The sequence below is a fragment of the Pseudomonas sp. NBB genome (assembly GCF_032701105.1).
GTDB lineage: Bacteria > Pseudomonadota > Gammaproteobacteria > Pseudomonadales > Pseudomonadaceae > Aquipseudomonas > Aquipseudomonas asiatica.
This window is the reverse complement of record NZ_CP103994.1, coordinates 3,364,665-3,388,921: the sequence shown is the minus strand read 5'-3', so window position 1 is coordinate 3,388,921 and position 24,257 is coordinate 3,364,665. Positions and strand designations below refer to the sequence as shown.

Below are 24,257 nucleotides of genomic sequence, written 5' to 3'. Positions count from 1 at the left end.
CCGGCCGGTGCGGCGCAGGGGATGTGGCGACAGAATAGGGTCGAGTGCGTGCCATCCACAAATTAAATGTTGGAATACCCGGTATTTGCCGACTGAATGCGAACCTGCCGGCCAGCGTGCCCTTCCGGCAAGCGGTCGCCCTGGCCGAACAGCTTGCGGCGCAAGGTGCCTTCGGTATAACTCAGCGGGTAGCGGCCACGGCGTTGCAACTCCGGCACCAGTAGCTCGACCACATTTGCCAGGTCGTCTGGTTGCACTGCGTAGGTCAGGTTGAAGCCATCGATGCCGGTCTGGTCCAGCCAGCTTTCCAGCTGGTCGGCCACCTCGCTGGCAGCACCCACCAGCACCGGGCCACGGCCGCCCAGGCCGACGAACTCGGCAGCCTCGCGCACGGTCCAGCTGCGGTTCGGGTCGGCGGCGGTGAAGGCGGCCAGGGCTGCGCGGCCGGCATCGTTCTCGACGTATTCGATGGGCGCATCGGGGTCGAGGCCGGCAAAGTCGATGCCGGTCCAGCCCGACAGCAGTGCCAGGGCGGCGTCCAGGTCGACATAACGGCGGTATTCGGCGAAGCGCGCTTCGGCCTCCTCCCGGGTGGGAGCGACGATCAACAGCGCCTGGGCGTAGATCAGCACCTCGTCCCGGCCACGCCCGGCCACCTCGCTGGCCTGGCGGATGCCGTCGGCGTAGCGGCGCAGTACCGTGGGCGTCGGCCCGCTGATGAACACGCATTCGGCGTGCCGCGCCGCGAACTGCTGGCCGCGTGCCGAAGCACCGGCCTGGAACAGCACAGGCGTGCGTTGCGGCGAAGGTTGGCACAGGTGCATGCCCGGCACCTGGAAGTGCTCGCCCACATGGTTGATGGGGTGCACCCGGGCGGGTTCGATATAGCGCCCGCTGTCACGCTCCAGCAGCACCGCATCGTCGTCCCAGCTTTTCTCCCAGAGCTTGTACAGCACCTGCAGGTATTCCTCGGCCAGGTCATAGCGCTGGTCGTGGCCCAACTGGCGCGCCAGGCCCAGGTTACGCGCGGCGCTGTCGAGGTAGCCGGTGACGATGTTCCAGCCGACCCGGCCACTGCTCAGGTGGTCGAGCGTCGACATGCGCCGGGCGAACGGGTAGGGGTGTTCGTAGGTGAGCGAGAAGGTGACGCCGAAGCCCAGGTGCTCGGTAACCCCGGCCATGGCCGGCACCAGCAGCAGCGGGTCGTTGACCGGCACCTGCACGCCACCGCGCAGGGCGGCTTCGGGGCCGCCCTGGTAGACGTCGTAGATGCCCAGCACATCGGCGATGAACAGGGCATCGAACAAGCCGCGTTCGAGCAGGCGGGCCAGGTCGGTCCAGTAGCCCAGGCGGTTGAAGGCCACGCTGGTGTTGCGCGGGTGGCGCCACAGGCCGGGGGACTGGTGGCTGGCGGCATTCATGCTGAAGGCGTTGAAGCGAATCGGGCGGGGCATGGTGGGCGCGCTCCGCTCAAGGCAATACGGAAGCCGGGTAGACCGCGTCGGCCACCTGCAGCTTGCGTGGAATCAGGCCCAGGCCCTGGAAGGTGTCGGCCAGCTTTTGTTGCTCGGCAACGATCTCTGGGGTGATGGCCACGGCATTGTAGTTGCGCCGCTCGCTGGCCGCTTGCAGCACGTTGGCGTTGATCCCGAGTTGCGGGGCCAGCAGTGCGGCGACTTCCTCAGGCTTGGCGTTGGCCCATTGGCTGACCTTGCCCAGCTCGGCGAAAAAGGTCTTCAGCAAGGCGCGATGCTTGTCGGCGAAGCTGGCGGTGGACAGGTAGAAGGTGCGGTTGTTGGACAGGCCGCTGCCGTCGCGCAGGTTCTTCAGGCCCGGCTGGCTTTCTGCCGCGGCGAGGAACGGGTCCCACAGGGTCACGGCCTGTACGCTGCCCGATTGCAGGGCAGCCACGGCATCGGCGGCGTTGTTGACGTAGGCCGGGGTGATGTCCTGGTAACTGAGGCCGGCCTGTTCCAGGGCAACGGCCAGCAGGTACTGGGCGTTCCAGCCGCGGCCGGTGGCCACGCGCTTGCCCTTGAGGTCTTGCACGCTGGCCAGGTGGTCCTGCTCACGTACCACCAGGCCGATGCCACGTGGGTAGGGCTGCTCGGCGGCCAGGTACACCACCGGCTTGCCTGCGGCCTGGGCGAACACCGAGGGTGCGTCGGCGGCATGGCCGAGGTCGATGGCGCCGGTGCTCAAGGCTTCGAGCAACTGCGGGCCGGCGGCGAACTCGTGCCAGCTGACTTTCACGCCTTGCGGCGCCAGGGCCTTCTCCAGGGCACCGCTGCCCTTGAGGATGTTGATGCTGTTGAACTTCTGGTAACCGATGCGCAGGGTCCTGGCCTCGTCGGCAAGGGCTTGGGACCAGGGCAACAGGGTACTGGCGACACTGGCCAGCAAGCCGCCGATCAACAGGCGGCGCAGGGGGGAAAAAGCACGGGCGGGCATGGGCATTGCTCCTTGAACGGGGAGGGAAGCGATGCGCCCAGACTAGGGAGGTGGCGTTTGGCATTCAATTTTTATATCTCTTTTTGTTAGATTGTTTTGTTATTTTTATATCCTTTTGTTTTGTTACGTCTGGTCAATTTCACATTCACTTGCCAGGCTCCCGGCAGGCCATTCGATGACGAGAGCGTGCAGGGCCTTCGCACTCCGAGGTGCCTGTTCTGCGACCAGCGTGGCCCTTGGCCAGGGCAGGCAGCGTTTGCGGGTAGGCAGCAGCCGTGGGGTGGTGGCTACCCGACCAACAGCGCGCTTCCCTGCATGGCCGCGCTCGCGGATAATCCCCCTCATTCCAATAAACAGCCTGTGAGTGGGTATGAGTGATTCCGTAGTCAGCCTCGGCCAGCCTGAAACCGAAGGGGGGCGCAAGACGCGCAAGAACAACCCCGAGAAAACCCGCGAGGACATCCTTCAGGCCGCAATCAACGAGTTTGTCCAGCAAGGGCTGGCTGGTGCCCGCGTCGACGCCATCGCCGAGCGCACCGCCACCTCCAAGCGCATGATCTACTACTACTTCGGCAGCAAGGAGCAGCTGTACTGCGAGTGCCTGATCAAGCTGTACGGCGACATCCGCAAGACCGAACAAAGCCTGGACCTTGAGTCGCTGCCGGCCGAGCAGGCGATCCGCCGGCTGGTGGAGTTCACCTTCGATCACCACGACCGCAACGTCGATTTCGTGCGGATCATCTGCACCGAAAACATCCACTATGGCGAGTACGTCAAGCAGTCGCCGGCGATTCGCGAAATGAGCAGCCTGGTGCTCGAGGCTCTGGGCAATACCTTGCGCCGTGGGGTGCAGGAAGGTGTGTTCCGCACCGGCATCGAGGTCATCGACCTGCACATGCTGATGAGCTCGTTCTGCTTCTACCGGGTTTCGAACCGCCACACCTTTGGCGAGATCTTCCAGATCGACCTGTCCGATGAGCAGGTCAAGCTGCGTCACAAGGCCATGATCTGTGATGCTGTGTTGCGGTATATCCAGACCGAGCACCGCCCCTGAAAATTCTCCAGTGGCTGGGCCGGCTCCTTTGCCGGCAAGCCAGCCCACGGGTGCAAGAACTGGCTTGCCGGCGATGGGCCGCGTAGCAGCCCCCGGCGATCAGCTCAATTCCAGCCAGATCGGCGCATGGTCCGACGGCTTTTCCATCCCGCGCAGTTCGTAGTCCACACCTGCATCCTTGATCCGCGGCACCAGGTGCTGGGAGGCCATGATCAGGTCGATGCGCAGGCCGCGCTTGGGCTCGTCCTCGAAACCGCGGCTGCGGTAGTCGAACCAGCTGAAGCGGTCGGCCACTTCCGGGTAAAGGTGGCGGAAACTGTCCACCAGGCCCCAGCCCTTCAAGCGTTCCATCCACTCGCGCTCTTCCGGCAGGAAACTGCACTTGCCAGTCTTGAGCCAGCGCTTGGCATTGTCCGGGCCGATGCCGATGTCGCAGTCCTGCGGCGAGATATTCATGTCGCCCATCACCAGCAGTGGCTGGTCGTTGCGGAACTGGCCCTCCAGCAGCGCCTGCAGGTCGCTGTAGAAGCGCTGCTTGGCCGGGAACTTGGTGGGGTGGTCGCGGCTTTCACCCTGAGGGAAATAGCCGTTCATGATGGTGATCGGGTTGCCATCGGCATCGGCGAAGGTGCCCCAGATGAAGCGGCGCTGAGCGTCTTCCTCATCGCTGGCAAAACCCTTGTGCAGGCTCAGCGGTGCCTGGCGGGACAGCAGGGCCACGCCATAGTGGCCTTTCTGGCCGTGGTAATGTACGTGGTAGCCCAGCGCCTGCACGTCGGCCAGCGGGAACTGATCGTCGCTGACCTTGGTTTCCTGCAGGCCGATCACGTCCGGCTGGTGCTTTTCGATCAGCGCCGCCAGCTGGTGCGGGCGGGCCCGCAGGCCGTTGATGTTGAAACAGACGATCTTCATGGAAACATGATCCCGGTAAAAGGCGCGATGCTAGCCGACATCGCTTGCCATCACCAGCATGGCGGCTTCGGCAGCCTGCTGCTAACGTCCTTTCCAAGGCACCCATGAGCCCATTCCAGGAGGACTGCCCGCAATGCCCGAAACCACTGCCGCTCCGGCCCGTGTCTGCCTGCTCGATGACGGCTACAGCCGTGAGGCGCGTTCGCTTCTGTACAACGCCTACCGTCACGAACCTACCTTCGCCTATATCTTCGAGGCCCAGCGCCCAGGCTACGAGCGGCGTCTGCGGGTGATGGTGCGCGAGTGGGTACGCCAGCATTTCTACCTGCAACTGCCCGCCATCGGCCTGCTGGTGGAAGACCGCCTGATCGCCATGGCCCTGATCGTGCCGCCGATGCGCCGGCTGGGCGTGGCCGACAGCTGGGCCTGGCGCCTGCGCATGATAATGGGCACCGGCCTGCGCTGTACGCGCCGCTACATGGACTACCAGGCCGCCCTGGCCACCTGCCTGCCCACCGACGAGGTGCATGTGCTGCCGCTGCTGGGCGTGCACCCGCAGTTCCAGGGCAAGCACTACGGCGAGCAATTGTTACAAGCTGTGCATGACTGGTGTGCAGACGACCCTGGTACGCAGGGAGTGGTGCTGGACACCGGCAACGAGCACTACCTGGCCTTTTACCAGCGCCAGGGCTATGAGGAAATTGGCGAGGTGGCTGTAGGACCAATCCGTGAGAGGGTGTTCTTCCATCCCAACCCGGTCTCTTCCAATTCTGCTTTTGCCTGAGCGGACCGCGCGACGGCTCCCTTGAGCGCCCGGCTCTGGTAGCATGCCCCGCATGACGTATTCAGGAAGATTGACCTGGGGCCTGGTTATCTGGGTCGCCAGTTTCGCAGCATGGGGCCAGAGTGAGTTGCTGGTGAAGGTCAAACCGGCCAACAAGGCGCTCAAGGCCAATGTCGAAGGCTATATCGGTACCCTTGGCGACCGCGATGAAGAAGCGCTGCTGCGCTTCAGTCGCGGCGCCCAGGAGCAGGCGCGCAAAGCCGCGCAGGCACTTGGCTACTACCAGGCGCAGATCGACACAGAGGTCAAGCCCGCCAGCGAGGCTGACCGTTCCCCGCAACTGATCATCACCATCGACCCTGGCGAGCCGATTCGCCTGCGCAACGTGACCATACGCATCGAAGGCCCCGCCAGTGAGATGAAGGCTTTCCGCGTGCCCGACAGCAAGGTCCTGCGCGCGGGTGAACAACTCAACCACGGCCATTACGAAGATGCCAAGCGGCTGATCCAGAACCAGGCGTCGCGCTACGGCTTCTTCAGTGGGCGCTTCAGTCGCCAGCGCCTGGCGGTAGACCCCCAGGCCGGTGTGGCCGATATCGAACTGGTCTACCAGAGCGGCCCGCGCTATCACCTGGGCGCGGTCACCTTCGGTGGCGACACACCGCTGGACGACGACCTGCTGCAGCGTATGGTCTCGTTCAAGCCGGGTACACCTTACGACTCGGAACTGATCGCCGAGCTGAACAATGACCTGCAATCGAGCGGCTACTTCGAAGGCGTGCGCGTGGATGCGGCGCCCACCGCCGCCGTGGGCGAAGAAATCCCCGTGGATGTCCGCCTGCAAACCCGCAAACCGCGCACCATGGGCCTGGGCCTGGGCTTCTCGACCGACGTCGGGCCCCGCGGCAAGGCCAACTGGACCCGCCACTGGGTCAACCCGCAAGGCCATAGCTACGGCTGGGAAACCGAACTGTCGGCACCCCGGCAGAACGTCGGCCTTTGGTACGACATCCCCCTCGACCCGCCGCTGACCGACAAGTTGCGCTTTGCCGGCGGCTACCAGAACGAAGAGATTGCCGGCACCGACACCCTCAGCAAACTGCTGACGGTGGGCCCCGAGTGGCACAGCAAGCTGCCAAGCGGCTGGCAGCGGGTGATTTCCCTCAAGTACCAGCGCGAGGAGTACCGTCTGGGTGATGACTCCGGGCTGAGCAACCTGTTGATGCCGGGGGTGAGTTACTCCTTCCTGCGCAGTGACAACCGCATCGACCCGCACAACGGCTACCGCCTGCAGTTCGATGTACAGGTAGCCAAGGAAGGGCTGGTCTCGGACACCAACCTGCTGCATGGCAACGTGCTGCTCAAGGGCCTGACCACGCTTGGCCATGACCATCGCTTGCTCGGCCGGGTGCAGTTCGGTGGCAGCGCGACCAATGGCTTCAAGAACAACATCCCGCCGTCGCTGCGCTTCTTCGCCGGTGGCGACCAGAGCGTGCGTGGCTATGACTACCAGACCTTGTCGCCGAAGAACAGCGACGGCGACCGCATTGGCGGGCGCTACCTGGTCGCCGGCAGCGTCGAGTACCAGTATTCACTGACCGAGAAGTGGCGGCTGGCAACCTTCGTCGACCAGGGCAACTCGTTCAACGACCTGGAACTGCCAAGCCTCAAGACCGGTGTCGGTTTTGGCGTGCGCTGGGTGTCGCCGGTCGGGCCGCTGCGCCTGGACCTGGCCAAGGCGCTGGATGATGAAGGGGGAATTCGCCTGCACTTTTCCATGGGGCCTGAGCTGTGAAACGCGTGATCAAGTACACTCTGGCGGGCCTGCTGGGGGTAACCGCAAGCCTGGGCCTGGTACTCGGCCTGTTGCTGGGGACCGAAGCCGGCAGCCGCTGGGTGCTGGGCAAGGTGCCCGGGCTTGAGGTGGCTGACTTCCAGGGCCGCCTGGCCGGTAGCTGGCAAGCCAGCCGGCTTATCTGGGCCGATGCCGGCAGCTCGGTAGATTTGCAGGCACCGCTGCTGGCCTGGTCGCCGGCATGCCTGCTGCGCTCTACCTTGTGCATTGACCAGTTGCAGGCGCAGCGTATCGACATGGCCTTTGCGCCCAGCGCCGAATCGGCCGACAGTGGCCCGCTGCAGTTGCCGGCCTTGCGCTTGCCGCTGGCCATCGAACTGGGTGAGGTCAAGGTTGGCCAGTTGCGCCTGGATGGCAATGATCTGCTTGGCGACTTGCAACTGGCGGCGCACTGGACCAATGCCGGGCTGCGCATCGACAGCCTGCAGCTGAAGCGTGACGACCTGCAATTGAGCCTGCAGGGCGACCTGCAGCCCGAAGCTGACTGGCCGGTAGAACTCCAGGCGCAGCTGCAACTGCCAACGGTAGGTGGCAAACCCTGGCAGCTGGCATTGACCGCCACCGGCGAGTTGCAGAAAACCCTGAAACTAGCCGGCACCAGCAGCGGTTACCTCGACGCCACGCTGAACGGGCAATTGCAGGCGTTGGCCGAGCACCTGCCGGCGACCTTGCAGATCCGCTCCGAGGCATTCAAGCCGGCCGCCTCGTTGCCCGACACCGTGCAGTTCAACCAGCTCAAGCTCGACGCCCGGGGCGACCTGCTCAAGGGCTATCAACTGTCGGGGTCGGCCAGCCTGCCGGCCGAGCAGTCGCCGATCGCCTTGCTGTTGTCAGGGCTGGTCGACAGCAAAGGCGCCAGGCTTGATGCCCTGGACCTGAGCGCCAGCGATACCCAGCGGGTCAAGATGCAAGCCACGGCTGACTGGCAGCAAGGCCTGGTCGCCGACGCCCAGTTGGACTGGCAGGACTTTCCGTGGCTGCGCCTGTACCCGCTGGAGACGCCCCCTGAGGTCACCCTCAAGCGGCTCATGGCCCAGGTACATTATCGCGATGGCAACTACCAGGGCACTTTCAATGGCGACCTGGATGGCCCGGCTGGCGCGTTCAGCCTGGCCAGCCCCTTCGAAGGCGACCTGAGCCAGGTGAAGCTGCCGCAGTTGGCGCTGACCGCTGGGCAAGGCAAGGCTGCCGGCAGTGTCGCCGTGCGCTTTGCCGACACCTTGGCATGGGATGTCGACCTGCAGTTGTCGGCGCTCGACCCAGCTTATTGGCTGGCCGAGCTGCCGGGTAACCTGGCGGGTCCGCTGCGCAGCAAAGGGGAGATGAAAGGCGACGCCTTGAGCCTCGATGCCCAGCTTGACCTGAAAGGCCGCCTGCGCGGCCAACCGGCAGTGCTCAAGGTCGAGGCCCAGGGGGCAGGGCAGAGCTGGACCTTGGGTACCCTGGCAGTCCAGCTGGGGGATAACCGCATCAATGGCAGTGGCAGCCTGCAGCAACGCCTGGCCGGGCGGCTCGACCTCGACCTGCCGCGCCTGGGCCAGTTGTGGCCAAGGTTGCAGGGCCAGGTCAAGGGCCGGCTTGACGTCGCCGGTACCTTGCAGGCTCCGCAAGGTACGCTGGCCCTGCAGGGCCAGCGGCTGGCCCAGGCGGAAAACCGCGTGCAGCAGCTGGACCTGGACGCCCGCCTGGACAACGCCCAGCGTGGCGTGATCGAACTGAAGGCCAGCGGCATTCACCTGGGTGACACGGCGTTGGGCACCTTGCAGGCCAACGGCAAGGGCGACATTCGCCAGCAAGCTTTGACCTTGGCGCTGGACGGCCCGCAGCTCAAACTCGACCTCGGCCTGGATGGCCAGTTGAACAAGGGTGACTGGCGCGGGCGCCTGGCCAGTGGGCGGATCCAGGCCGGCGGCCAGGACTGGCAGTTGCAGGCACCGGCGCGCCTGCAGCGGCTGGCCAGCGGCCAGCTGGACTTTGCGGCGCACTGCTGGCGCTCCGGCCAGGCCAGCTTGTGCGGCGACGACCAGCGTCTGGCCCCCGAGCCACGCTTGCGCTACCACCTCAAGCAGTTCCCGCTGGACAGCCTGGCCCAGTGGCTGCCGAAGGACTTCGCCTGGCAGGGTCTGCTCAATGCCGACATCAATCTGGACATGCCGGCCAGCGGCCCCAAGGGCAACATCGTCGTCGACGCCAGTGGCGGTACCCTGCGCGTGCGCGACAAGGACCGCTGGGTCGACTTCCCGTACCAGGCCCTGCGCCTGGACAGCACGCTGGCGCCAAGGCGCATCGATACCCGCCTGGCGTTCCGCGGCGAGCGCCTGGGCGAGCTGAACGTCAACACTCGCCTGGATCCACTGGGCAACAACAAACCGCTGTCGGGTGATTTTCGCCTGGCCGGCCTCGACCTGTCGGTGGCGCGCCCGTTCGTGCCTATGGTCGAGCGCCTGGCCGGGCAGCTCAATGGCAGTGGCCGGCTGTCGGGCACCTTGTTGGCGCCGCAGGTCAACGGCAACCTGATGCTCAGTGGCGGCGAAGTCAGTGGTGCCGAGCTGCCGGTCAGTCTCGAGGACCTGTCATTGCAGGCGTTGATTGCCGGGGAGCAGGTACAGCTCAACGGCGGCTGGCGCAGTGGCGAGGCGGGGCGTGGCCAGCTCAATGGCAACCTGACCTGGGGCCAGGCACTGGGCATGGACCTGCGTCTGCAGGGCCAGCAACTGCCCGTCACGGTCGAGCCCTATGCGACGCTGGAGGTCGCCCCGGACCTGACCTTGCGCCTGATCGACGACAAGCTGGCGGTGACCGGCAAGGTACAGGTGCCCAAGGGTGCGATCACTGTGCGCGAGCTGCCACCGTCCACCGTCAAGGTCTCGGATGACACGGTGATCGTCGGCCACCAGACCGAAGAGGGCAAACCGCCCATGGCTATGGCCATGGACATCGATGTCGAAGTGGGCCGCGACAAGCTTTCGTTCAGCGGCTTTGGTCTCACGGCCAACCTGCTCGGCCATGTGCACATCGGCGACAACCTCGACACCCGTGGCGAGCTGAACCTGGCCGATGGACGCTACCGCGCCTACGGCCAGCGCCTGACCATCCGCAGTGCGCGGTTGTTGTTCGCAGGCCCGATCGACCAGCCGTACCTGGACATTGAAGCGATCCGCAAGGTCGACGATGTGATTGCCGGTATCCGCCTGAGCGGCAGTGCCGAGCAGCCCACAAGCAAAGTGTTCTCGGAACCGGCCATGAGCCAGGAGCAGGCGCTGTCGTACCTGGTACTGGGGCGGCCGCTGGGCACGTCCGGCGAAGACAACAACATGCTCGCCGAGGCGGCCTTGGGCCTGGGCCTGGCGGGTAGCGCCGGCATCACCGGCAGCCTGGCTTCGAGCCTGGGCATCGACGACTTCCAGCTGGACACCGAAGGTTCGGGCAATACCACCAGCGTGGTCGCCAGCGGCAACCTTACCGAGAAACTGAGCCTGCGCTACGGGGTGGGGGTGTTCGAGCCCGCCAACACCATTGCATTGCGCTACAAGCTGAGCAAGAAGGTGTACCTCGAAGCTGCCAGCGGGCTGGCCAGTTCACTGGACATCTTCTACAAGCGCGACTTCTGAGCTGGCGCGGGGCGGCCGTCAACGGACAGTGGCCGCTTCGATGAACTCATTGGTATCGGGCGATGGCGGCGGGCTGGGGGCGCGTACCGGGATGATCAGGCTGGTGTATTCCTCGATCAACCGGTTGAGGGCTTCCGGCGGTTCGCTGGCCTGGAACTGCATGCGGATCTGCACTTCATCAGGGTCACGGCTGTCGCCCTGACGGCCCTGGCCGCCGATGGTGACCTTGAAGCTCGCCGCTTTGTTTTCGCCTGCACTCAAGAGTGCCTGCCGTGCTTCGGTACCTTTGACTCTTACCGAAAGGTCGACCTGCATGCGCTCGAGGGCCAGGCCCTTGGGCGACACCAGCGCGAACAGCGGCACGCGCATGATGTGCTGGCCATCCATGGCCACCTCGACCATCTTGGCTTTCATGGGCGCACCCAGCGCCTCGGTGTCGCACTCGAAGAACTGGTCGAACAGGTTGATGTACTGCTGCGCGATCAGGCTGTTGGTAGCGCTGGCGGCCTCCTGCAGGCCACGAGTGATCTCGCGCAGGTCGATGGAGGTCATGGGGGCGGGGGCTTTATCCAATGATTCGATTCCTCTGGCCAGGTGGTGCCCCCCTGTTCAGGAGGGCTGTTCGGGGCGGGGAGGCGTGTCTCAAGGGGTGCCTGCGCCGAGGGCTGGGGCGCTGGCGGCCGCAGGGTGCTTCAAGGTATCGGCCTGGGAAATCACGTCCTGGCTGTCCAGTGTGGCGGTTTTGACCACGGTCGGCTTTGTCGCGGCGTCGGTCAGGAAGTCGATCACCCGCATCATCGCTTCAGGCGGATCCTGGCGCTTCAAGGTCGTGTTGAAGGCGTATCGGGCTCGAGTATCGGTCTTGCGGGTTTGCGTGGACTTGTGGCTGACGCTGCCTTTCACGTTGAGCCTGAACGGCCCCCAGCCCAGCGAACCGCTTGCCTCGGCGCTCATGTCCTTGCTGGAAACGTCTTCCGACATCTGGTTGATGACCAGCTCGAACTCGACATTACCTTCTTCGATGGAAATGTTCGGGTGGGTGATGGCTGCCACCAGCGGCACTTTCATGGTCTTGCTGACCACGCCCTTGTATTCGCCTTGTTCGTCGACGATGGTTTCGTCGTAGTCGAACTGGATGGCCACGGCCTTGCCGTCCTGGACGCACACCTGCATCAGGAAGTCGGCGTAGGATTTGCTGGCGGTGACCTGGGCCTGGACCATGGCCTGCAGGGGGCCTGCGATCATGCGGTCCATTGGCAAGGCATTGATTACGGAACCGATGAGGCTGTTATCTATCGACATTGCTGGGTTCTCTTCTGGTTGGGTTCAAAACGTGGCCGTCAGTGGTGGTGACGATGCCGGGGCTTCAGCGCGCGCAATGTTCCTGGCGACGGATGTTGCCGATCTGGCGCAGGCTCAGGCCGTACTTGTCAGCGAGCAGGCTGCGCGACAGGCCGCTGGCGCTTTCCTTCTGGATCTGCAGGTTGCGCAACTGGCGCATGAAATGGTCAGCCTTGGGGATTTCCAGGGCGACACCGGCAAAGCGCTTGATCAGCGCGTCGAGCGCTTCGGCCGGCAGCACGTCGGCAAGCTTGGTGCGCTCGCGGTGCTTGGGGATGTACTTGGGCCTGCCGCCGTAGGCGCAGGTCAGCTGGTAGGCGTTGTCGATGCCGATGCAGTCGATCAGGGCCTGCAGCGAGTGGGGCAGTTGGCTGATATCGATGTGGCTCAAGTCTGGCGTTTGCATATGGCGCTCCTTCGGGACGGATGGGCTGTGCTACCCGATCACCAGCGGCGTTATGTCGAAGGTGTGACTGGATTTTCTGTGACAGCCGAGGCATGTCGCTAGGCGGCATATGGGTTGGGGGTTGTAGCTTCCGTGAACAGGTTTTGCAGGCAGCGATATCCGGCGTTGTAGGACATGGCTTCAACACCTGGCTGTAGCGGGTGATTTCCCATCAGCTCACTCCTTGTGTTGCGCGCTGGGTGTGATAACCATCAATCACACGGATAGCTGCTCAACAGGCTGGCGCTGCGCAGGTAGGCCTGAGGGGAGTCGCGCATGCCTTGCGGCAGCGTGCGCCAATCGACCAGCAGGCACAGGGCATGCAGCGGCTGCCCGTCACGCTGGCCGATGACCTGGTCGGCAAAGCTGCGGCGATACAGTGCCTGGGTCTGCTGTTGCGCTTGTACCCGGTCGGCCTGGGCCAGGGTTTGCCGGGCCAGCTCTGGCAGTTGCGCCTGGGGGGCAGTGAAATGCACCGACGCACCTTTTGCCTGCAAGTAACCGGCCTGGCGCACGCGCTGCCACAGTTGCTGCCATTGGCTGGCGCCGGCGTGGGCAGCCAGTTCGCGGCCCAGTTCGAGCAGTTGCTCGGCCGAGGTCTGGCGGGTGTCCAGCGCATGAAGGGAAAAGGGGGTCAGCAATAGCGACGCGAACAGAAGGGGTTTGTACATGGTGCCTCCGGCATGGGTGCTTGGGAGCACCATGCTTTCAGGCAGGCGCCGCCCCACCCAGCAGGAAATGCAGCGCCGGGGCCGGTGGCCGTTGTATCATTGCCGCGGCTCGTTGCGAGCCATTTGCCCCTGATGTTGCAAGGAACCTTCGATGACACACGTGCAGCGCCTCAAATACTCCCTTCTGATCATCCTGGTGGTACTGGGCCTGATGCTGGGCCTGTCCCACCTGCAGAAGCAGGGTACGATCAGTGAGCAGACCTTCCAGATGCTGGCCATCGCCATCGCCGTGGTGGTCGTGGTGATCAACGGCATCCTGCGGCGCAAGGTCAAACCCTGACTTTGGCGGGCCGGCCAGGTATGGCCGGCCATGCGCTCAGCGCAAAGGCGTTCGTTCCAGCACGGCGCGCGCCTGGGGGGCGAGGCTGTAGCATTTGTCGCTGCCCAGCTGGATGACGCCCTCGCTGCACAGCCGCTTGAGAACTTCGCGCACGCTGAGGAACGACAGCGGGATATCCAGCTGTTCCAGCTGCGCGTGCACGCCGCGCACGCCAATGCTGCGGCCATTGCGGTCGGCGGCGTGCAAGGCATCGATGACCTTGAGGCGGATCAGGCTGGTACGCAGGCCGAAACTGCGCAAAAGCTCGCGGATCTGTTCGTTGCCGATGCGTTCGTCAGCAAAAACGTCCTGTTCCCTGGGCGCTTTGCCTGGGACGCGCCCAGCCTGGATCGAGGGTTGCGGGTTGTACATGTGAATGCTCCTTTTCGTGGACGAACCCGAAATTTGGGTGCCTCACTTACTAGGACGAATGAGAACGGAAAAACTGCAGCCCACTCGCAAAAAAAATCTGGTTCTGTTCAAGACGTTCCATTGCCTTGTGGTACGTAAAATTTTCATTTGGCCATTCGTCTGATCGGGATGATCCCCGAAGCCGAGGAGTGCCTGTGTTTCCACTTTCCCGTCCCATGACTTGCGCTGGCCTGGCCGCCGCCCTGGTAGCCTTCAGCGTTGGCGCAGTGCCGGTGCAGTCCGCCGCAGCCGATGCCAGTGCGCAGATTCGCCGAACCACTTACGGTGTGCCGCACATCGTGGCCAAGGACGAGCGCGGCCTGGGTTATGGCATCGGCTACGCCTACGCCCAGGACAACTTGTGCCTGCTGGCCAATGAAGTGCTGACCGTGAGTGGCGAGCGCTCACGCTACTTCGGTGCCAAGGGCAAGACCCTTGAGCAGCGTGACAATCTGGCCAGCGACGTATTCTTCACCTGGCTCAACACTCCGGCGGCAGTCGATGCGTTCTTGCAGGCGCAGCCGGCACCGGTACGGGCGCTGCTGGCAGGTTATGCCAGCGGGTTCAACCGGGCGCTGGCCGAGCGCCGCAGCCAAGGGTTGCCCGCCGAATGTGGCACCGGCGAGTGGCTGCGGCCGATAAGCAGCGAGGACCTGGTCAGGCTGACCCGTCGGCTGCTCGCCGAAGGCGGTGTCGGGCAGTTCGTCGAAGCGCTGGCCGGGGCGCAACCGCCAATGCAGGCCAGCCAGCCGGCGCCGGCAGGGTTTGCCGCGGCGCTGGCCAGGCAACAGCGTTTTGCCACGGAGCGCGGTAGCAATGCGGTGGCTGTCGGGGCCCGGCGTTCGGCCAATGGCCGTGGTCTGTTGCTGGCCAACCCGCACTTCCCGTGGATGGGGGGCATGCGTTTCTATCAGATGCAACTGACCATTCCCGGCCAGCTCGATGTGATGGGGGCGGCATTGCCGGGCCTGCCGGTGGTCAACATCGGCTTCAACCAGCATCTGGCCTGGACGCACACCGTCGATACGTCGAATCACTTCACCCTGTACCGCCTGCAACTCGACCCCAAGGACCCGACCCGCTACCTGCTCGATGGCAAGTCGCTGCCGCTGGCCCGGCAAACCGTCAGTGTTGCGGTAAAGGCCGAGGATGGCAGCCTGAGCCAGGTGCAGCGCCAGGTCTACAGCTCGCAATTCGGCCCGGTGGTGCAATGGCCGGGGCGACTGGACTGGGATGCACATGCTGCCTACAGCCTGCGCGACGCCAACCTCGAGAACACCCGGGTGTTGCAGCAGTGGTACCAGATCAACCATGCAGACAGCCTGGTGGCGTTGAAACGCTCGATCGAACAGCTGCAGGGCATCCCCTGGGTCAACACACTGTCGGTGGATCAGGCTGGCAAGGCCCTGTACCTGAACCAGTCAGTGGTGCCTTATGTGGATCAGCAACTGCTGAGCACGTGCAGCAACCCGCAGGCACAAGGGCGCCTGGTAGTACTGGATGGCTCCCGCAGCGCGTGCCAGTGGAAGGTCGATGCGCAGGCCGCACAGCCGGGGATTTTCCCTGCGCGGCTTCTGCCGAGCCTGGAACGCGAAGATTTCGTGCAGAACTCCAACGACCCGGCCTGGATGGCCAACCCGGCGCAGCCGCTGACCGGTTATTCGCCGCTGGTCAGCCGCAGTGACCAGCCGCTGGGCATGCGTGGCCGCTTTGCCCTGCAACGCCTGCAGGGTACGGCCCGCCTGGGCGCTGACGACCTGCAGCGCATGGTGACCGATGACGAGGTCTACCTGGCCAGCCTGCTACTGCCTGACCTGCTGCAGTGGTGCAAGGGCGCCGACGCGGATGTGCGGGCCGTATGCAGCAGCCTGGCGGCCTGGAATGGCAAGGCTGACCTGGACAGTGGCATTGGGCTGATACATTTCCAGAACCTGTACGATGCCCTGGCCGAGCACCCGCAAAGCTGGCGGGTGGCCTTTGACCCTGCCGATCCGCAGCATACCCCGCGCGGGTTGGCGGTCGAGCAGGCGGCCGTGCGCAAGCTGTTGCATCAGGCCGCATTGGCGTCGCTCGAGCAGGTGCGTGACAGCGGTATGGCAGGGGAGGTGCGTTGGGGGCAGGTGCAACAGGCGGGCGATGGTACGCCGGTGCCGGGTGGCCCGCAGGCGTTGGGCGTGTACAACGCGATCTACAGCGTGCCGCATGGGCAGGGCAAGCGGTTGGTGGTCAGTGGTACCAGCTACCTGCAACTGGTCAGTTTTACCGACCAGGGGCCAGAGGCCCGTGGGCTGCTGGCGTTTTCCCAGTCCAGTGAAGCGGCTTCGGTGCATGCCGGTGATCAGACCAAGGCGTTTGCAGCCGGGCAACTGGCGGTGATTCCGTTTACCGAGGCGCAGATCAAGGCTGACCCGGAGTACCGGGAACTGGTGATCAGTGAGGGGGACAAGGGGGCGGTGGTCAGCCGGCCTTGAGGTATAAGCCTGTGCCGGCCTCTTCGCGGGTAAACCCGCTCCCACAGGTGCTGCACCAGGGCTGCAAGCAGCACGATACCTGTGGGAGCGGGTTTACCCGCGAAGAAGGCGACTCGGTTGGTCAGGAAAACTCGAACGGCGCCAGCTGAAAGCCTTGCTCGTCAACCTGCAAGGCCCAGCCACGGCGGTCCCAGTCGCCCAGCACGATACGCCGTGCCGGTTGCCCATCGACCACCAGCTTGTGTATCGCCGGCCGATGGGTATGCCCATGCACCAAGGTACGTACACCATGCGCTGCCATTACCTTCGGCACTTCCTCTGGCGTGACATCGACGATCTCGGTGGACTTCATCCGCGTTTGCGAGCGGCTTTCGCTGCGTAGCTTGCGTGCCAGCTTGTAGCGGGCCGACAGCGGCAGGTGCCGCAACACCCACAGGCTCAGCGGGTTGCGCAGCAAGCGGCGCATTTTCATGTAGGCCAGGTCGCGGGTGCACAAGGTATCGCCATGCATCAGCAGCACCTGCTCGCCACCCAGCTCGATCACGCTGGGGTCGTGCAGCAACGTGCAGCCCGCAGCGTCGCAGAAGGCTTGGCCGATCAGGAAATCACGGTTGCCATGCATCAGATAGATGGCCGTGCCGCTGTCGCTCAGCCGACGCATGGCCTGGCAGACCGACTGCTGGAAGGGCGTCATGGCATCGTCGCCGATCCAGGCTTCGAAAAAGTCGCCAAGGATGTACAACGCCTTGGCGTGGCGGGCACGGCCATCGAGCAGATCAAGAAACGCCCGGGTAATGTCCGGGCGTTCTTCTTGCAGGTGCAGATCGGAGATCAGCAGGATCACTCAACGATCTCGGCTTTCTCGATGATCACGTCGTCCTTCGGCACGTCCTGGTGGCCAGCCTTGGAACCGGTGGCGACCTTTTCGATGGCGTCGACGATTTCACGGCCTTCGATCACTTCGCCGAATACCGCGTAGCCCCAGCCCTGAACGTTCTTGCCGCTGTGGTTGAGGAAGTCGTTGTCGGACGAGTTGATGAAGAACTGCGCCGAGGCGGAGTGCGGCTCCATGGTACGGGCCATGGCGATGCTGTACTTCTTGTTCTTCAGGCCGTTGTCGGCTTCGTTCTGGATGCTGGCGCGGGTCTTCTTCTGGCTCATGCCAGGCTCGAAGCCGCCGCCCTGGATCATGAAGCCCTTGATCACGCGGTGGAACACGGTGCCATTGTAGTGGCCGTCCTTGACGTACTGAACGAAGTTTTCGGTAGTCAGCGGCGCTTTCTCGGCGTCCAGTTGCAGGACGATGTCGCCGTGGTTGGTGCTCAGTTTGACTTTGGACATGCTGAAACTCGCTCTTTCAAGGCAATCGGAATTAGGGTGCGCAGGGCGCGGGTCATCACCTGACGCAGGATCAGGCGATCGCGACACATGGCGCGCACTGGCCATTTTGCCAGGCTGCGGCAAAAAGCCGTGATAAATCACGCCAGTTTGTCCGGGCCCGACTGTCAGCAGCTTGACTGCTTCGGCTATGATAGGCCCTTTGATTCAATCGGCCTACCCAGGCCGGACACGTGCATTCAAGGATCCTATGAGCAAGCCCACTGCCGACAACGCGCCCAACGCCGCTGCCAAAGGCGCCCCCGCTGTCCCTGCGAATTTCCTGCGGCCGATCATCCAGGCCGACCTGGACTCGGGCAAGCACAGCAGCATCGTCACCCGTTTCCCGCCGGAGCCCAATGGCTACCTGCACATCGGTCACGCCAAGTCGATCTGCGTCAACTTCGGCCTGGCCAAGGAATTCGGGGGCGTCTGCCACCTGCGTTTCGACGATACCAACCCGGCCAAGGAAGACCAGGAGTACATCGACGCCATCCAGAGCGATGTCAAGTGGCTGGGCTTCGACTGGGCCGGCGATGTGCGCTACGCCTCCGACTACTTCGACCAGTTGCACGACTGGGCGGTCGAGCTGATCAAGCGTGGCAAGGCCTACGTCTGCGACCTTACCCCCGAGCAGGCCAAGGAATACCGTGGCAACCTCAAGGAGCCGGGCAAGAACAGCCCGTTCCGCGAGCGCAGCGTTGACGAGAACCTCGACCTGTTCGCCCGCATGAAGGCCGGCGAGTTCAAGGATGGCGAGCGCGTGCTGCGGGCCAAGATCGACATGGCCTCGCCGAACATGAACCTGCGCGACCCGATCCTGTACCGTATCCGCCATGCCCACCACCACCAGACCGGTGACAAGTGGTGCATCTACCCGAACTACGACTTCACCCACGGCCAGTCGGACGCCATCGAGGGCATCACCCATTCGATCTGCACCCTGGAGTTCGAAGGCCATCGTCCGCTGTACGACTGGTTCCTCGACAACCTGCCGGTGCCGGCGCACCCGCGCCAGTACGAGTTCAGCCGCCTGAACCTGAACTACACCATCACGTCCAAGCGCAAGCTCAAGCAGCTGGTAGACGAAAAGCACGTCGAAGGCTGGGACGACCCACGCATGTCGACCCTGTCCGGCTTCCGTCGCCGTGGCTACACCCCGGCTTCGATCCGCAACTTCTGCGAAATGATCGGCACCAACCGTTCCGACGGCGTGGTCGACATGTCGATGCTCGAGTTCAGCATCCGTGACGACCTGGACCGCACCGCACCGCGCGCCATGTGCGTGCTGCGCCCGCTGAAAGTGGTCATCACCAACTACCCGGAAGGCCAGGTCGAGCAGCTCGAATTGCCGCGCCATCCGAAGGAAGACATGGGTGTGCGCGTGCTGCCGTTCTCCCGTGAACTGTACATCGACCGCGACGACTTCATGGAAGAGCCGCCGAAGGGCTACAAGCGCCTGGAACCGGCCGGTGAAGTGCGCCTGCGCGGCAGCTACGTGATTCGCGCCGACGAGGCGATCAAGGATGCCGACGGCAACATCGTCGAGCTGCGCTGCTCGTACGACCCGGACACCCTGGGCAAGAACCCGGAAGGCCGCAAGGTCAAGGGCGTGATCCACTGGGTGCCGGCCGAGGGCAGCGTTGAGTGCGAAGTGCGCCTGTACGACCGCCTGTTCCGCTCGCCGAACCCGGAAAAGACCGAGGAGGGCGGCAGCTTCCTGGACAACATCAACCCAGGCTCGCTGCAAGTGCTCAGCGGCTGCCGCGCTGAGCCGTCGCTGGCCCAGGCGCAGCCCGAGGACCGTTTCCAGTTCGAACGCGAAGGCTACTTCTGCGCCGACCTGAAGGACAGCCAGCCGGGCCGCCCGGTGTTCAACCGCACTGTCACCCTGCGTGACTCCTGGGGCAGCTGAGGAACCGCCGTGCTTACCATCTACAACACGCTGAGCAAAACGAAGGAAACCTTCAAGCCGCTGGATGGCAACAAGGTGCGCATGTACGTGTGCGGCATGACCGTGTACGACTACTGCCACCTGGGCCATGGCCGCAGCATGGTGGCCTTCGACCTGGTCACCCGCTGGCTGCGCAAAAGCGGCTACGAGCTGACCTACGTGCGCAACATCACCGACATCGATGACAAGATCATCAACCGGGCCAACGAGAACGGCGAAAGCTTCGACGCCCTGACCGCCCGCATGATCGACGCGATGCACGAAGACGAGCGCCGCCTGAACATCCTGCCGCCGGACCAGGAGCCGCGTGCCACCGACCATATCGCCGGCATGCACGCGATGATCCAGACCCTGATCGACAAGGGTTATGCCTATGCCCCGGGCAATGGTGACGTGTACTACCGCGTCGGCAAGTTCGTCGGCTACGGCAAGCTGTCGCGCAAGAAGATCGAAGACCTGCGCATCGGTGCCCGTATCGAGGTCGACGAAGCCAAGCAGGACCCGCTGGACTTCGTGCTGTGGAAGGGCGTCAAGCCGGGCGAGCCGAGCTGGGAGTCGCCATGGGGCCCGGGGCGTCCGGGCTGGCACATCGAGTGCTCGGTGATGTCCACCTGCTGCCTGGGTGAAAGCTTCGACATCCACGGCGGCGGTAGCGACCTGGAGTTCCCGCACCACGAGAACGAGATTGCCCAGAGCGAGGCGGCCACCGGCAAGCAGTACGCCAACGCCTGGATGCACTGCGGCATGATTCGTATCAATGGCGAGAAGATGTCCAAGTCGTTGAACAACTTCTTCACCATTCGCGACGTGCTCGAGAAGTATCACCCGGAAGTGGTGCGCTACCTGCTGGTGGCCAGCCACTACCGCAGCGCGATCAACTACTCGGAAGACAGCCTGCGCGATGCCAAGGGCGCGCTGGAGCGCTTCTACCACGCCCTGCGTGGCTTGCCACGGGTAGCGGCCAAGGGTGGTGAAGAGTTTGTCGAGCGCTTCAGCGTGGCCATGAACGACGACTTCGGTACCCCCGAAGCCTGCGCCGTGCTGTTCGACCTGGTGCGCGAGATCAACCGCCTGCGCGAAAGCGACGTCGAGGCTGCTGCCGGCCTGGCCGGTCGCCTGCGCGAGCTGGGTGATGTGCTGGGTGTGCTGCAGCTGGAAGCCGATGACTTCCTGCGTGCCGGTGCCGAAGGCAAGGTGGATGCCGCTGAGGTCGAGGGCTTGATCCAGGCTCGCCTGCAGGCGCGTGCGGACAAGAACTGGGCCGAGTCCGACCGCATTCGCGACCAGCTGACCGCCATGGGTGTGGTGCTGGAAGACGGCAAGGGTGGGACTACCTGGCGTCTGGCCGACTGATCGGTTTAAAGGGGGCTGCGCTGCAGCCCATCGCGACACAAGGCCGCTCCTACAGGAATAGCGCCGCATTCAATGCTTGCGTAATCCCTGTAGGAGCGGCCTTGTGTCGCGATGGGCCGCAAAGCGGCCCCGTTTCTATTTGGCCAGGCCCACAAGCGGGCAGTGCAACACCAACCTGGCCCCACCCAGCTCGCTTTCCCCCACCTCCAGTCCGAACCCATGCAGGTCGACGATCGCCGCAACGATCGACAAACCCAGCCCGAACCCCGCATGGCGGTGGCCTTCATCGCTACGGTAGAAGCGCTTCAGCACTGCCGCCCGTTCCTCTTCCGGAATACCCGGCCCGCTGTCCTCGATGGCCAGGTGCAGGCCCTTGTCGTCCTGCGTCGCCGTTATCCGCACCAGCCCACCCTCGGGCGTGAACTTGATGCCGTTGCCCACCAGGTTGGCCAGTGCGTCGAACAGCAGTTCGCGGTCACCATGCAATGCCGACAGTTCGGCCGGCTGCTGCAGTTCCAGGCGGATGCCACCATCTTCTGCCAACGGCAGGTAGAAGTCGTGCAGCTCGACCAGCAACTCGTGCGGGTCAAGCTGGACGAAACCGGCCCGCCGCTGGCGGTCTTCCAGTTCGCTGATGCGCAACAACCCGCGAAAACGCGCCATCAGGGTGTCGGTTTCGCTAATGGCCTGGTCCAGTGCCTCGGCCTGGGTGGAGTCAGCGTCACTTTGCTGGCGAATGCGGTACAGCTGGGCGCGCAGGCGCGTGAGCGGGGTGCGCAGGTCGTGGGCGATGTTGTCACACACGCCCTTGACCTCATGCATCAGCCGCTCGATGCGGTCGAGCATGGCGTTGACGATGGCCGCCAGCATGTCCAGCTCGTCGCGCCGGGCCGACAGCGGCAGGCGGTGGGTAAGGTCACCGGCGACGATCAGTTCGGCCTGGGCCTGGATCGCGCGGATGCGCTTGAGTGGGCGGCGCCTCAGCAGGTACCAGCCGGCAAAGCCCGGGATCAGGGTCAGCGAGATCCCCCAAAGCAGGGCATGCAGGATGATCCGGGTGACCACGAACAGCGAGCCGTTGTCGCGCACCAGCACCAGCCAGCGGCCATCCTGCACCTTGATCGCCACCGCGTCGCAGCTGTCACGCGGCATGTGCGGGTCGTCGGCGTCCAGGCAGCGCTTGAGTTCGTGAACCTTGCCGTCCAGCCCCAGCTCTGGCGGGATGGCGCGAATGCGCCCGCCGATCGGGTTGAGCTGGTTGTCGAACAGGCCGTAGGCGTCGAAGCTGCGTTCCTCGAAGGCCTGGCTGGCGACCAGGGCGTCGTCCAGCTGTTTGCCGCTCATGTGCGCGAACAGGTGCTGGCGCTGCAGCATCGAATGGCGGGTGAGTTTGTTCAGGTAGCTGGACACCTCGAAGTACAGCACCCCCATGAGGATGCTGCTCCAGGCCACGAACAGAAAGCTGTACAGCGCCAGCAGGCGGCTGGTCGAGGAGCTCCAGCCCTTAGACGGGTTCAGCAATGGCATAGCCGGAGCCCCGTACCGTACGGATCAGCGGCGACTGGCCGGGCGAGTCGATTTTCTTGCGCAGGCGACCGATGTGTACGTCGATCAGGTTGGTGCCCGGGTCGAAGTGGTAGCCCCAGACTTCCTCGAAAATCATCATCCGCGTGATCACCTGGCCGCTATGGCGCATCAGGTACTCCAGCAGCTTGTATTCGGTGGGCAGCAGGTTGAGGGTCTGTTCGCCACGGCGGGCTTCGTGGCTAATCAGGTCCAGTTGCAGGTCGGCGACCTGCAGGCGGGTCTGGGTCATGGGCACGCTGTTGCGGCGCAGCAGCACTTCGACCCGCGCGGCCATCTCGTCGGAGGCGAACGGTTTGGTCAGGTAGTCGTCACCCCCGGCACGCAGGCCGCGCACCCGCTCGTCGACGTCGGAGAGGGCGCTGATCATCAGGATCGGCGTGGCAATCTTGAGGTTGCGCAGCGTGGTGACGATGGTCAGGCCATCGACCTCGGGCAGCATGCGGTCCAGAGTGATCAGGTCGTAGCCGCCGGCAATGGCCTTGGCCAGGCCTTCACGGCCATTGTCGGCCCAATCCACCTCAAGGCCGTGGCTGGTAAGTTCGGCGACGATTTCCTGGCCGGTGACGGCGTCGTCTTCGATGGTCAGTACGCGAGGCATGCTGGTTCCCGGGCATCTAATGGAGACTTGATTGTGCCAAAGAATAGCCAAACGGCGATTTAAGAAAAATTCATCTGGCGTGTTTTGCCTGCACTGGCCTCTTCGCGGGTAAACCCGCTCCCACAGGTGCAGCGTCACCCCCAAGGGCGGTGACATCCCTGTGGGAGCGGGTTTACCCGCGAAGCAGGCGCCGCGGTCTTTCAACGTGCGCCGATACCCTCGGCATGCATGATCTGCGCAATGATCGGCACCGGAGTCATCAGGTGCGAGCGCATCATGGCGCTGGCGCGCTTGGCGTCCCGGGCCAGAATCACTTCCACCAGGGCCGCATGCTCCTGGCGCTTGAGTTCCAGGGCCTGTTCGGAAAACACCGTCTGGGTCAGCCACAGGTGCCGGTAGCGCTCGGCCTGGTCGAACAGGTAAGTGCGCGCCTGCAGCAGGTGCTTGGAGCCGCAGCCCGAGGCAATGGCCGTGTGGAATGCCTTGTGCCGTTCGTCCCACACATCCAGGCGCTGTTCGCGGGTCTTCACTTCCACCACCTTGGCCAGGGTATGCGAGTGGGCCAGTACCGACGCCTCCCAGGCGTCGTCGCCACGCTCGATGGCCAGGGTGATGATCATCGCCTCCAGGTTGGCGCGGGCATCGTAGATGTCGTTCATCTCGTCCAGCGACATGGGCGCCACACGGTAGCCCTTCTGGCTGATCGCGTTGACCAGGTGCTCGGCCACCAACTGCGACAGTGCTTCGCGCAGCGGGCCCACGCCCAGGTCGTAGCGCTCCTTCAGGGTGCTCATCAGCAGCTTTTCGCCGGGTTTGAACACGCCGCGGATGATGTCCTTCTTGAGCCTCTCATACCCGCTGAATGCTGAGTTTTGTCGGGGGGCGAGCGCTTCCAAGGTCCTGTTCCTCAAACGGTTTTGTCGATCATACCGAAAGCGTTCGCCGGCGAAAAACAATGGACAAAAACACATTCTGTCTCTGAAAAATAAAAATGTAGACATTT

21 protein-coding genes are annotated in these 24,257 nt (G+C 64.0%); 8 read left to right on the top strand and 13 right to left on the bottom strand.

What is annotated here, in order from left to right; translation table 11 throughout:
* Window positions 1–62: 62 nt before the first annotated feature.
* Entirely contained in the window at window positions 63–1,454 is a 1,392-nt protein-coding gene (locus NY023_RS15830; RefSeq protein WP_013972923.1) for an LLM class flavin-dependent oxidoreductase, read from the bottom strand.
* 16 nt (window positions 1,455–1,470) lie between these two features.
* Window positions 1,471–2,451: an aliphatic sulfonate ABC transporter substrate-binding protein gene (locus tag NY023_RS15825; RefSeq protein WP_024087251.1), complete on the bottom strand. Its 981-nt coding sequence runs from the start codon at window positions 2,449–2,451 to the stop codon at window positions 1,471–1,473.
* 370 nt (window positions 2,452–2,821) lie between these two features.
* Here NY023_RS15825 and NY023_RS15820 point away from each other — a divergent pair, with 370 nt between their 5' ends.
* Window positions 2,822–3,505, top strand: a complete 684-nt coding sequence (locus NY023_RS15820) for a TetR/AcrR family transcriptional regulator (RefSeq protein WP_015270640.1) — start codon at window positions 2,822–2,824, stop codon at window positions 3,503–3,505.
* Between the two features lie 99 nt (window positions 3,506–3,604).
* Here NY023_RS15820 and xthA read toward each other — a convergent pair whose 3' ends face one another.
* Window positions 3,605–4,417 carry an exodeoxyribonuclease III gene (gene xthA / locus NY023_RS15815; RefSeq protein ID WP_013972920.1) on the bottom strand — a complete coding sequence of 271 codons (813 nt, stop codon included), beginning with the start codon at window positions 4,415–4,417 and terminating at the stop codon, window positions 3,605–3,607.
* Between the two features lie 133 nt (window positions 4,418–4,550).
* Between xthA and NY023_RS15810 the strand changes: the two genes are divergently transcribed.
* From NY023_RS15810 to NY023_RS15800, 3 genes are read left to right on the top strand one after another with little or no spacing between them, the layout of a single operon-like run.
* Window positions 4,551–5,201 carry a GNAT family N-acetyltransferase gene (locus NY023_RS15810; RefSeq protein ID WP_013972919.1) on the top strand — a complete coding sequence of 217 codons (651 nt, stop codon included), beginning with the start codon at window positions 4,551–4,553 and terminating at the stop codon, window positions 5,199–5,201.
* A 52-nt stretch (window positions 5,202–5,253) separates the two neighbouring features.
* The gene (locus NY023_RS15805) at window positions 5,254–6,996 is read left to right on the top strand and encodes an autotransporter assembly complex protein TamA (protein WP_024087250.1); all 1,743 of its coding nucleotides are present in this window, start codon (window positions 5,254–5,256) and stop codon (window positions 6,994–6,996) included.
* Window positions 6,993–10,667: a translocation/assembly module TamB domain-containing protein gene (locus NY023_RS15800; RefSeq protein WP_013972917.1), complete on the top strand. Its 3,675-nt coding sequence runs from the start codon at window positions 6,993–6,995 to the stop codon at window positions 10,665–10,667. The genes NY023_RS15805 and NY023_RS15800 overlap by 4 nt, the downstream gene beginning before the upstream one ends.
* A gap of 18 nt (window positions 10,668–10,685) precedes the next feature.
* On the opposite strand, the gene NY023_RS15795 is transcribed toward NY023_RS15800, so the two are convergent.
* From NY023_RS15795 to NY023_RS15780, 4 genes are all read right to left on the bottom strand, one after another.
* A complete protein-coding gene (locus NY023_RS15795) occupies window positions 10,686–11,240 on the bottom strand; it encodes a DUF2589 domain-containing protein (protein ID WP_024087248.1) in 555 nt (184 codons plus the stop codon).
* A gap of 69 nt (window positions 11,241–11,309) precedes the next feature.
* Window positions 11,310–11,969 (bottom strand): DUF2589 domain-containing protein, encoded by a 660-nt coding sequence (locus NY023_RS15790; RefSeq protein ID WP_013972915.1) that lies wholly within the window; start codon window positions 11,967–11,969, stop codon window positions 11,310–11,312.
* 64 nt (window positions 11,970–12,033) lie between these two features.
* Window positions 12,034–12,414 carry a Mor transcription activator family protein gene (locus NY023_RS15785; protein WP_013972914.1) on the bottom strand — a complete coding sequence of 127 codons (381 nt, stop codon included), beginning with the start codon at window positions 12,412–12,414 and terminating at the stop codon, window positions 12,034–12,036.
* A 251-nt stretch (window positions 12,415–12,665) separates the two neighbouring features.
* Window positions 12,666–13,124, bottom strand: a complete 459-nt coding sequence (locus NY023_RS15780; protein ID WP_044047073.1) for a hypothetical protein — start codon at window positions 13,122–13,124, stop codon at window positions 12,666–12,668.
* Window positions 13,125–13,275: 151 nt separating this feature from the next.
* On the opposite strand from NY023_RS15780, the gene NY023_RS15775 reads away from it, so the two are divergent.
* Window positions 13,276–13,464: a hypothetical protein gene (locus NY023_RS15775; RefSeq protein WP_003248064.1), complete on the top strand. Its 189-nt coding sequence runs from the start codon at window positions 13,276–13,278 to the stop codon at window positions 13,462–13,464.
* 36 nt (window positions 13,465–13,500) lie between these two features.
* Here NY023_RS15775 and NY023_RS15770 read toward each other — a convergent pair whose 3' ends face one another.
* Complete coding sequence (locus NY023_RS15770) at window positions 13,501–13,875, bottom strand: hypothetical protein (protein WP_013972911.1); 375 nt, start codon at window positions 13,873–13,875, stop codon at window positions 13,501–13,503.
* A 215-nt stretch (window positions 13,876–14,090) separates the two neighbouring features.
* Between NY023_RS15770 and NY023_RS15765 the strand changes: the two genes are divergently transcribed.
* The gene (locus NY023_RS15765) at window positions 14,091–16,385 is read left to right on the top strand and encodes an acylase (RefSeq protein ID WP_013972910.1); all 2,295 of its coding nucleotides are present in this window, start codon (window positions 14,091–14,093) and stop codon (window positions 16,383–16,385) included.
* Between the two features lie 121 nt (window positions 16,386–16,506).
* On the opposite strand, the gene NY023_RS15760 is transcribed toward NY023_RS15765, so the two are convergent.
* Both NY023_RS15760 and NY023_RS15755 read right to left on the bottom strand, forming a co-directional pair.
* Window positions 16,507–17,229, bottom strand: coding sequence for a UDP-2,3-diacylglucosamine diphosphatase (locus NY023_RS15760; RefSeq protein ID WP_013972909.1), 723 nt, complete (start codon window positions 17,227–17,229; stop codon window positions 16,507–16,509).
* Window positions 17,226–17,726, bottom strand: coding sequence for a peptidylprolyl isomerase (locus NY023_RS15755; protein WP_003259195.1), 501 nt, complete (start codon window positions 17,724–17,726; stop codon window positions 17,226–17,228). The genes NY023_RS15760 and NY023_RS15755 overlap by 4 nt, the downstream gene beginning before the upstream one ends.
* A 247-nt stretch (window positions 17,727–17,973) precedes the next feature.
* On the opposite strand from NY023_RS15755, the gene NY023_RS15750 reads away from it, so the two are divergent.
* Window positions 17,974–19,677 carry a glutamine--tRNA ligase/YqeY domain fusion protein gene (locus NY023_RS15750; RefSeq protein ID WP_013972908.1) on the top strand — a complete coding sequence of 568 codons (1,704 nt, stop codon included), beginning with the start codon at window positions 17,974–17,976 and terminating at the stop codon, window positions 19,675–19,677.
* Between the two features lie 9 nt (window positions 19,678–19,686).
* On the top strand, window positions 19,687–21,069 hold the full coding sequence (gene cysS / locus NY023_RS15745) for a cysteine--tRNA ligase (RefSeq protein ID WP_013972907.1): 1,383 nt from the start codon (window positions 19,687–19,689) through the stop codon (window positions 21,067–21,069).
* 135 nt (window positions 21,070–21,204) lie between these two features.
* Here cysS and NY023_RS15740 read toward each other — a convergent pair whose 3' ends face one another.
* The 3 genes from NY023_RS15740 to csiR form a co-directional block, all read right to left on the bottom strand.
* Window positions 21,205–22,596, bottom strand: coding sequence for a HAMP domain-containing sensor histidine kinase (locus NY023_RS15740; protein WP_316927848.1), 1,392 nt, complete (start codon window positions 22,594–22,596; stop codon window positions 21,205–21,207).
* Window positions 22,574–23,254, bottom strand: a complete 681-nt coding sequence (locus NY023_RS15735) for a response regulator transcription factor (protein WP_013972905.1) — start codon at window positions 23,252–23,254, stop codon at window positions 22,574–22,576. Before NY023_RS15735 ends, NY023_RS15740 begins: the two co-directional genes overlap by 23 nt.
* 200 nt (window positions 23,255–23,454) lie before the next feature.
* Entirely contained in the window at window positions 23,455–24,150 is a 696-nt protein-coding gene (gene csiR / locus NY023_RS15730; RefSeq protein WP_015270630.1) for a DNA-binding transcriptional regulator CsiR, read from the bottom strand.
* Window positions 24,151–24,257: the final 107 nt, after the last annotated feature.

What these genes read in the sequence shown, in the direction of transcription:
- NY023_RS15830 (WP_013972923.1), bottom strand. Translation starts at nt 1,454, where the DNA reads ATGCCCCGCCCGATTCGCTTCAACGCCTTCAGCATGAATGCCGCCAGC.
- NY023_RS15825 (WP_024087251.1), bottom strand. Translation starts at nt 2,451, where the DNA reads ATGCCCGCCCGTGCTTTTTCCCCCCTGCGCCGCCTGTTGATCGGCGGC.
- NY023_RS15820 (WP_015270640.1), top strand. Translation starts at nt 2,822, where the DNA reads ATGAGTGATTCCGTAGTCAGCCTCGGCCAGCCTGAAACCGAAGGGGGG.
- xthA (WP_013972920.1), bottom strand. Translation starts at nt 4,417, where the DNA reads ATGAAGATCGTCTGTTTCAACATCAACGGCCTGCGGGCCCGCCCGCAC.
- NY023_RS15810 (WP_013972919.1), top strand. Translation starts at nt 4,551, where the DNA reads ATGCCCGAAACCACTGCCGCTCCGGCCCGTGTCTGCCTGCTCGATGAC.
- NY023_RS15805 (WP_024087250.1), top strand. Translation starts at nt 5,254, where the DNA reads ATGACGTATTCAGGAAGATTGACCTGGGGCCTGGTTATCTGGGTCGCC.
- NY023_RS15790 (WP_013972915.1), bottom strand. Translation starts at nt 11,969, where the DNA reads ATGTCGATAGATAACAGCCTCATCGGTTCCGTAATCAATGCCTTGCCA.
- NY023_RS15785 (WP_013972914.1), bottom strand. Translation starts at nt 12,414, where the DNA reads ATGCAAACGCCAGACTTGAGCCACATCGATATCAGCCAACTGCCCCAC.
- NY023_RS15780 (WP_044047073.1), bottom strand. Translation starts at nt 13,124, where the DNA reads ATGTACAAACCCCTTCTGTTCGCGTCGCTATTGCTGACCCCCTTTTCC.
- NY023_RS15775 (WP_003248064.1), top strand. Translation starts at nt 13,276, where the DNA reads ATGACACACGTGCAGCGCCTCAAATACTCCCTTCTGATCATCCTGGTG.
- NY023_RS15770 (WP_013972911.1), bottom strand. Translation starts at nt 13,875, where the DNA reads ATGTACAACCCGCAACCCTCGATCCAGGCTGGGCGCGTCCCAGGCAAA.
- NY023_RS15765 (WP_013972910.1), top strand. Translation starts at nt 14,091, where the DNA reads ATGACTTGCGCTGGCCTGGCCGCCGCCCTGGTAGCCTTCAGCGTTGGC.
- NY023_RS15755 (WP_003259195.1), bottom strand. Translation starts at nt 17,726, where the DNA reads ATGTCCAAAGTCAAACTGAGCACCAACCACGGCGACATCGTCCTGCAA.
- NY023_RS15750 (WP_013972908.1), top strand. Translation starts at nt 17,974, where the DNA reads ATGAGCAAGCCCACTGCCGACAACGCGCCCAACGCCGCTGCCAAAGGC.
- NY023_RS15740 (WP_316927848.1), bottom strand. Translation starts at nt 22,596, where the DNA reads ATGCCATTGCTGAACCCGTCTAAGGGCTGGAGCTCCTCGACCAGCCGC.
- NY023_RS15735 (WP_013972905.1), bottom strand. Translation starts at nt 23,254, where the DNA reads ATGCCTCGCGTACTGACCATCGAAGACGACGCCGTCACCGGCCAGGAA.